General features: G+C 72.4%; 6 protein-coding genes. 1 reads left to right on the top strand and 5 read right to left on the bottom strand.

Annotation, left to right across the window (positions count from 1 at the left end):
- The first annotated feature begins 144 nt into the window (after positions 1–144).
- Positions 145–1164 carry an adenosine deaminase gene (locus tag ACWGE1_RS39980; protein ID WP_453425384.1) on the top strand — a complete coding sequence of 340 codons (1020 nt, stop codon included), beginning with the start codon at positions 145–147 and terminating at the stop codon, positions 1162–1164.
- On the opposite strand, the gene ACWGE1_RS39975 is transcribed toward ACWGE1_RS39980, so the two are convergent.
- The 5 genes from ACWGE1_RS39975 to ACWGE1_RS39955 form a co-directional block, all read right to left on the bottom strand.
- Positions 1154–1570: a hypothetical protein gene (locus ACWGE1_RS39975; RefSeq protein ID WP_453425383.1), complete on the bottom strand. Its 417-nt coding sequence runs from the start codon at positions 1568–1570 to the stop codon at positions 1154–1156. The two genes, ACWGE1_RS39980 and ACWGE1_RS39975, sit on opposite strands and share 11 nt — an antisense overlap.
- A 16-nt stretch (positions 1571–1586) precedes the next feature.
- Positions 1587–2726 (bottom strand): UDP-N-acetylmuramate dehydrogenase, encoded by a 1140-nt coding sequence (locus tag ACWGE1_RS39970; protein ID WP_453425385.1) that lies wholly within the window; start codon positions 2724–2726, stop codon positions 1587–1589.
- Positions 2723–3121 carry a DUF3291 domain-containing protein gene (locus ACWGE1_RS39965; protein WP_453425382.1) on the bottom strand — a complete coding sequence of 133 codons (399 nt, stop codon included), beginning with the start codon at positions 3119–3121 and terminating at the stop codon, positions 2723–2725. Before ACWGE1_RS39965 ends, ACWGE1_RS39970 begins: the two co-directional genes overlap by 4 nt.
- Before the next feature lie 40 nt (positions 3122–3161).
- On the bottom strand, positions 3162–4604 hold the full coding sequence (locus ACWGE1_RS39960) for a DHA2 family efflux MFS transporter permease subunit (protein ID WP_453425381.1): 1443 nt from the start codon (positions 4602–4604) through the stop codon (positions 3162–3164).
- 81 nt (positions 4605–4685) lie between these two features.
- On the bottom strand, positions 4686–5255 hold the full coding sequence (locus tag ACWGE1_RS39955; RefSeq protein ID WP_453425380.1) for a TetR/AcrR family transcriptional regulator: 570 nt from the start codon (positions 5253–5255) through the stop codon (positions 4686–4688).
- Positions 5256–5328: the final 73 nt, after the last annotated feature.

Genomic DNA, 5328 nt, shown 5'->3' with positions numbered 1-5328 from the left:
GCCCCGCCGGCGCTTGAGGCGCGGGTCCGGGCGGCGCCCGGAAGGCCCCCGCGCAGCGGATTCGCACCCGTTCACGCGTTCGCGCAAGCCCCCGATCGGTAAAACCCCCTCCCGCTGAGCGCAGCGGTACGGCAGGATCACCAGATGGAGCACGCACGCGATCTCACGCTTCTGCCCAAGGCCCACCTCCACCTGCACTTCACCGGGTCGATGCGGCCATCGACCCTGCTGGAGCTCGCCGACAAGTACGGCGTGCGGCTCCCCGACGCCCTCACCGCCGGAGAGCCGCCCAAGCTCCGCGCCACCGACGAGCGCGGCTGGTTCCGCTTCCAGCGGCTCTACGACGCCGCCCGCTCCTGTCTGCGCGAGCCCGACGACATCCGGCGCCTGGTCCGCGAGGCCGCGGAGGAGGACGTACGGGACGGCAGCGGCTGGCTGGAGATCCAGGTGGATCCCACCTCCTACGCGCCCCTCCTCGGCGGGATGATCCCGGCCGTCGAGATCATCCTCGACGCCGTCGACGCCGCCTCCCGCGAGACCGGTCTCGGCATGCGCGTCCTCATCGCCGCGAACCGCATGAAGCACCCGCTCGACGCCCGCACCCTCGCCCGTCTCGCCGTCCGCTACGCCGACCGCGGCATCGTGGGCTTCGGCCTCTCCAACGACGAGCGCCGCGGCATGGCCCGCGACTTCGACCGGGCCTTCGCCATCGCCCGCGAGGGCGGCCTCCTCGCCGCCCCGCACGGCGGCGAGCTCACCGGCCCCTCCTCGGTCCGCGACTGCCTCGACGACCTGCACGCCTCCCGGATCGGGCACGGGGTCCGGGCCGCCGAGGACCCCCGGCTGCTCAAGCGGCTCGCCGACCGGCAGATCACCTGCGAGGTCTGCCCGGCCTCCAACGTCGCCCTCGGGGTCTACGAGCGGCCCGAGGACGTCCCGCTGCGCACCCTCTTCGAGGCCGGGGTCCCCATGGCGCTGGGCGCGGACGACCCGCTGCTCTTCGGGTCGCGGCTCGCGGCCCAGTACGAGATCGCCCGCCGTCACCATGCCTTCACGGACGCGGAGCTCGCCGAGCTGGCCCGCCAGTCGGTGCGCGGCAGCGCGGCGCCCGACGACGTACAGGCCAAGCTGCTGGCGGGGATCGACCACTGGCTCAGCGGGTGAGCCGCAGGTCCCCCTCGTAGCAGTCGGCGCGCACCCGCCCGCCGTCCAGGAAGCCGATCTCCAGGTGGGTGCGGCCCTGCTCGGGCAGCGCGAACTCGGCCACCGAGGCGACGGTCTCGCCGAGGTGCCGCAGGAAGGGGTGGTAGCCGAGGTCCTCGCCGACCTCGATGCGGCCCCACTCCCCCAGGTCGTAGGGCCCGTGCGGTGCGGCGGACTCGACGATGAGGCACTGGTCGGATCCGGTGGTGATCCGGATGGTGTCGCCGATGCTGTCGATCAGCCAGACGTCGAGGGGCGCCTCGGAGCGTTCGCCGTCACTGATGTGCCAGGACGCGACGACTCTGCTGAGCGTGCGCCCCACGAGACGGGTGGGGTCCGTACCGGCCCCGTGCAGGGGACAGAGCATGGGCGGCCGGGGCTCCTCAGATGCTGACGCCGACCGTCACCGGCTCGTTGACCAGGGTGACGCCGAAGGCCGCGTGGACACCCGCGACGACCTCGCGGGCCAGGGTGAGGAGGTCCTCGGTGGTGGCCTCGCCGCGGTTGGTGAGGGCGAGGGTGTGCTTGGTGGAGATGCGCGCCGGGCCGGTCCCGTAGCCCTTGGTGAAGCCGGCCTTGTCGATCAGCCAGGCCGCGCTGGTCTTCGTACGGCCCTCACCTGCGGGGTACGCGGGCGGGGCGGTCTCGGGGCCGAGGCGGTCCTGGACGCGGGCGAGGAAGTCGGCGTATGCCTCGTCGGTCAGGATCGGGTTGTGGAAGAAGGAGCCGGCCGACCAGGTGTCGTGGTCGGCGGGGTCGAGGACCATGCCCTTGCCGGCGCGCAGGCGCAGCACGGTCTCGCGGGCGGTGGCGGCGGGGACCCGGTCGCCGGCGCCGACGCCGAGGGCGCGGGCGGTCTCGGGGTACTTGATCGGAGCCGACAGGCCGCCGGCGTCCTCCAGTGCGAAGCGCACGCGCAGGACGACGTAGCGGTCGGGCTGGTCCTTGAAGGTGCTGTTGCGGTACCGGAAGGCGCACTCGGCGGCGCTGAGAGTGACCGTTTCGCCGGTGGTGCGGTCGTAGGCGACGACCTCGGTGATCGTGTCGCAGACCTCCTGGCCGTACGCCCCGACGTTCTGGATCGGGGTGGCGCCGGCCGAGCCGGGGATTCCGGCGAGGCACTCGATGCCGGCGAGGCCGGCCTCGACGGTGCGGGCGACGGCGTCGCTCCAGTTCTCACCCGCGGCGAGCTCCAGGGTGGTGCCGTCGAGGGTGAAGCCGGTGGTCGCGATGCGCAGGGCGGTGCCGTCGAAGCCCCGGTCGCCGATGACCAGGTTGCTGCCGCCGCCGATGATCAGGAGCGGGGTGCCGCTCTCGTCCGCGGCGCGCACGGTGGCGACGACCTCGGCATCGGTGGTCGCGGTGACCAGACGGGCGGCGGGACCACCGAGACGGAAGGTGGTCAGCGGGGCGAGGGGGGCATCGTGGAGTTCCTGCACGTGGACAAGAGTACGGTCCGTGCCCCTCGCATCCCTGCGGGGCCACGGACCGTACTCGCTCGTCCCCCGTACCGGCCGGGTCAGTAGCTCGACTTCTGCTCGGCGAGGCGACGCTCGGCCTCGGCCCAGGTGACGGGGAGCTCGTCGGCCCGCACGGTCCAGAAGGTGAAGGCCGATTCCTTCATGTACGCGCTGGCGGCGCGGGAGCTCGAACGGTGGGGCTCGCTGCGGGCGAAGCGGTAGAGCGCGTCCCGGTCCTCCCACGCGGACAGGGTGAGGAAGGTGCGGCGCAGGACGCGGGCGCGCAGGGCGACGCCGTGGGCGCCGGGGGCCTTGCGGATCTGGCCGATGATGCCGGGCGCCTTGAGGAAGAACTTGACGGCTCCGGCGAGCGTGGCGGTCTCGAAGCGGGAGGCCATGACGTGGACCTCGGCGTCGGGGGCGGCCTGGGTGGGCGTGGACCAGGGAATGTCGGGCATGGCGAGTACTCCTTGGCGGTCTGGGTCGGGTACGGGCGGGTCAGCCGGCGGCGGGCACCTTGTCCGGGACGGCGGTGGTCCGGCCTGCGGGCGCCGGGGTGGCCTTGGCCTTACGGGGCACCAGCAGGGCCAGGGCGGCGGCGAGGGCGACCGCGCCGGCGCCGATCCACAGGGCGGGGATGGTTCCGTCGGTGAAGGCCTGCGGGGATTCGTAGCCGCCCTGGGAGGAGAAGACGGAGGCCAGGACGGCGACACCGAGGGCTCCGCCGACCTCGCGCAGGGCGTTGTTGGTGCCCGAGGCCCTGCCCTGGTCGGCCGGGGCGACGGTGGACATCAGCACGTTGGCGGCGGGGGCGAAGTAGAGGGCCATGCCGATCCCGCTGAGGATCAGCGGCGGGAGCTGGGCGGCGTACGAGACGTCCGCGCTCAGGATGGCCGCGAACCAGGCGAGACCGAGGGCCTGGAAGGCGAGTCCGGCGGCGACGACGGGGCGGCCGCCGATGCGGTCGGAGAGGATCCCGGCCAGCGGGGCGACGATCATCGGCATACCGGTCCAGGGGAGCATCCGCAGGCCGGCCTCGGTGGGCGAGTAGCCGGCGACGCCCTGGAGGAACTGGCTGAGCAGGAAGATCGAGCCGAACATGCCGAGGAACATCAGCAGGCTGGCCAGGTTGATCCCGAGGAAGCCCCGGTCGCGGAAGAGGCGCATGGGGAGCATGGGGTTGGCGTGGGTGAAGCCGTGGTGGATGAACCCGCCGACGAGGGCGGCTCCGACGATCAGGCCGGTGAGCACGGGGGCGCTGGTCCAGCCCTCGGCGTTGGCGTTGACCAGGGCGTAGACGATGCCGAAGAGGCCGCCGCTGATGAGCAGGGTGCCGGGGATGTCGAGGCGCGCGTCGGGGGCGGTGGACTCGGCCAGGCGCAGGCGGGCGAGCGGGATCAGGGCGAGGCCTATCGGCACGTTGAGCCAGAAGATCCACTGCCAGGAGATGTGCTCGGTGAGGCTGCCGCCGATGAGGGGGCCGCTGGCGACGGCGAGGCCGGTGACGGCGCCGTAGATGCCGAGGGCCATGCCGCGGCGGGCGGCCGGTACGGCGGCGGTGAGCAGGGTGAGCGTGAGCGGCATCATGATCGCGGCGCCGACGCCCTGCACGGCGCGGGCGGCGATGAGGGCGTCGATGCCGGGCGAGAGGGCGGCCGCGGCGGAGGCGCCGGTGAAGACCGCGAGGCCCACGATGAACAGCCGCCGGCGGCCGAAGCGGTCCCCGAGGGCGGCGCCGAACATCAGGAGGACGGCGAAGGTGAGCGTGTACGCGTTCACCGTCCACTCCAGGTCCTCCAGCCTGCCGCCGAGGTCCTCGCGGATGGCGGGGAGGGCGGTGGTGACGACCAGGTTGTCGAGTGCGGCCATGAAGCTGGCCACGCCCGTGAGGACGAGGGCCCAGACGGCGGGCCCGCGGAGCTTGGTGTCCTGCGTGTGCACGATTTCCCCCTGCAGGTTGTTAGTTATTGATGACTAACTTTCATGGCCATGAAGATGCGCGCGAGCGGACCTCGCGCGCCCTCACTTCTCCAGGCGACCCGTGGCCCGCGCCGACGGGTAGAGGCCCTCCCAGACCCGGTGGTCGGGCGGGAAGCCCATCGCGGCGAGGGTGTTGATCAGCATTCCGTACGCCATGAAGGTCGTGGTCTCGCCGACGTCCCCGCCGAAGGGCACGTGGACCGTGTCCCAGAGCTCCATCCAGCCCTTGCGCACGAGCTCGCCGAGCTCGTGGTCGCCGGCCGCCTCGGCGGCGGCGACGGTGACGTACATCTGGAGCTGCATCTGGAGCTTGTCGGGATCCTCGGCGATCAGCCGGGTGTAGGCGTTCGCCATGGCGAGGGTGGCCTCCTCCCCGTGCAGCCCTTCGGCCGCCTCGGCGAAGACCGCCCGGGTGTCCCTCATGCAGCGCTCTGCCGCGGCGAGGAAGATGGCGGGCTTGTTCGGGAAGAGCCGGAAGAGATACGGCTGCGAGACACCCACCCGCTTGGCGATCGCCTCGGTGGAGGTCCCGTAGTAACCCCCACGCGCGAACTCGTGCATCGCCGCGCGAATGACGCTCTCACGCCGCTCGTCTGCGCTCATCCTCACCATGAGGCTAAGTTAGTGCTCAATCACTAACTACGTCAAGGGATGGGCCGGCTCCCCGAGCCGGCCCGCCCCGGGA

The organism is Streptomyces sp. NPDC054932, assembly GCF_053610205.1.
This window is presented reverse-complemented; position numbering and strand designations above follow the sequence as displayed.

Coding starts and splice junctions, on each gene's coding strand:
- ACWGE1_RS39980 (WP_453425384.1), top strand. CDS start 145: ATGGAGCACGCACGCGATCTCACGCTTCTGCCCAAGGCCCACCTCCAC.
- ACWGE1_RS39975 (WP_453425383.1), bottom strand. CDS start 1,570: ATGCTCTGTCCCCTGCACGGGGCCGGTACGGACCCCACCCGTCTCGTG.
- ACWGE1_RS39965 (WP_453425382.1), bottom strand. CDS start 3,121: ATGCCCGACATTCCCTGGTCCACGCCCACCCAGGCCGCCCCCGACGCC.
- ACWGE1_RS39955 (WP_453425380.1), bottom strand. CDS start 5,255: ATGGTGAGGATGAGCGCAGACGAGCGGCGTGAGAGCGTCATTCGCGCG.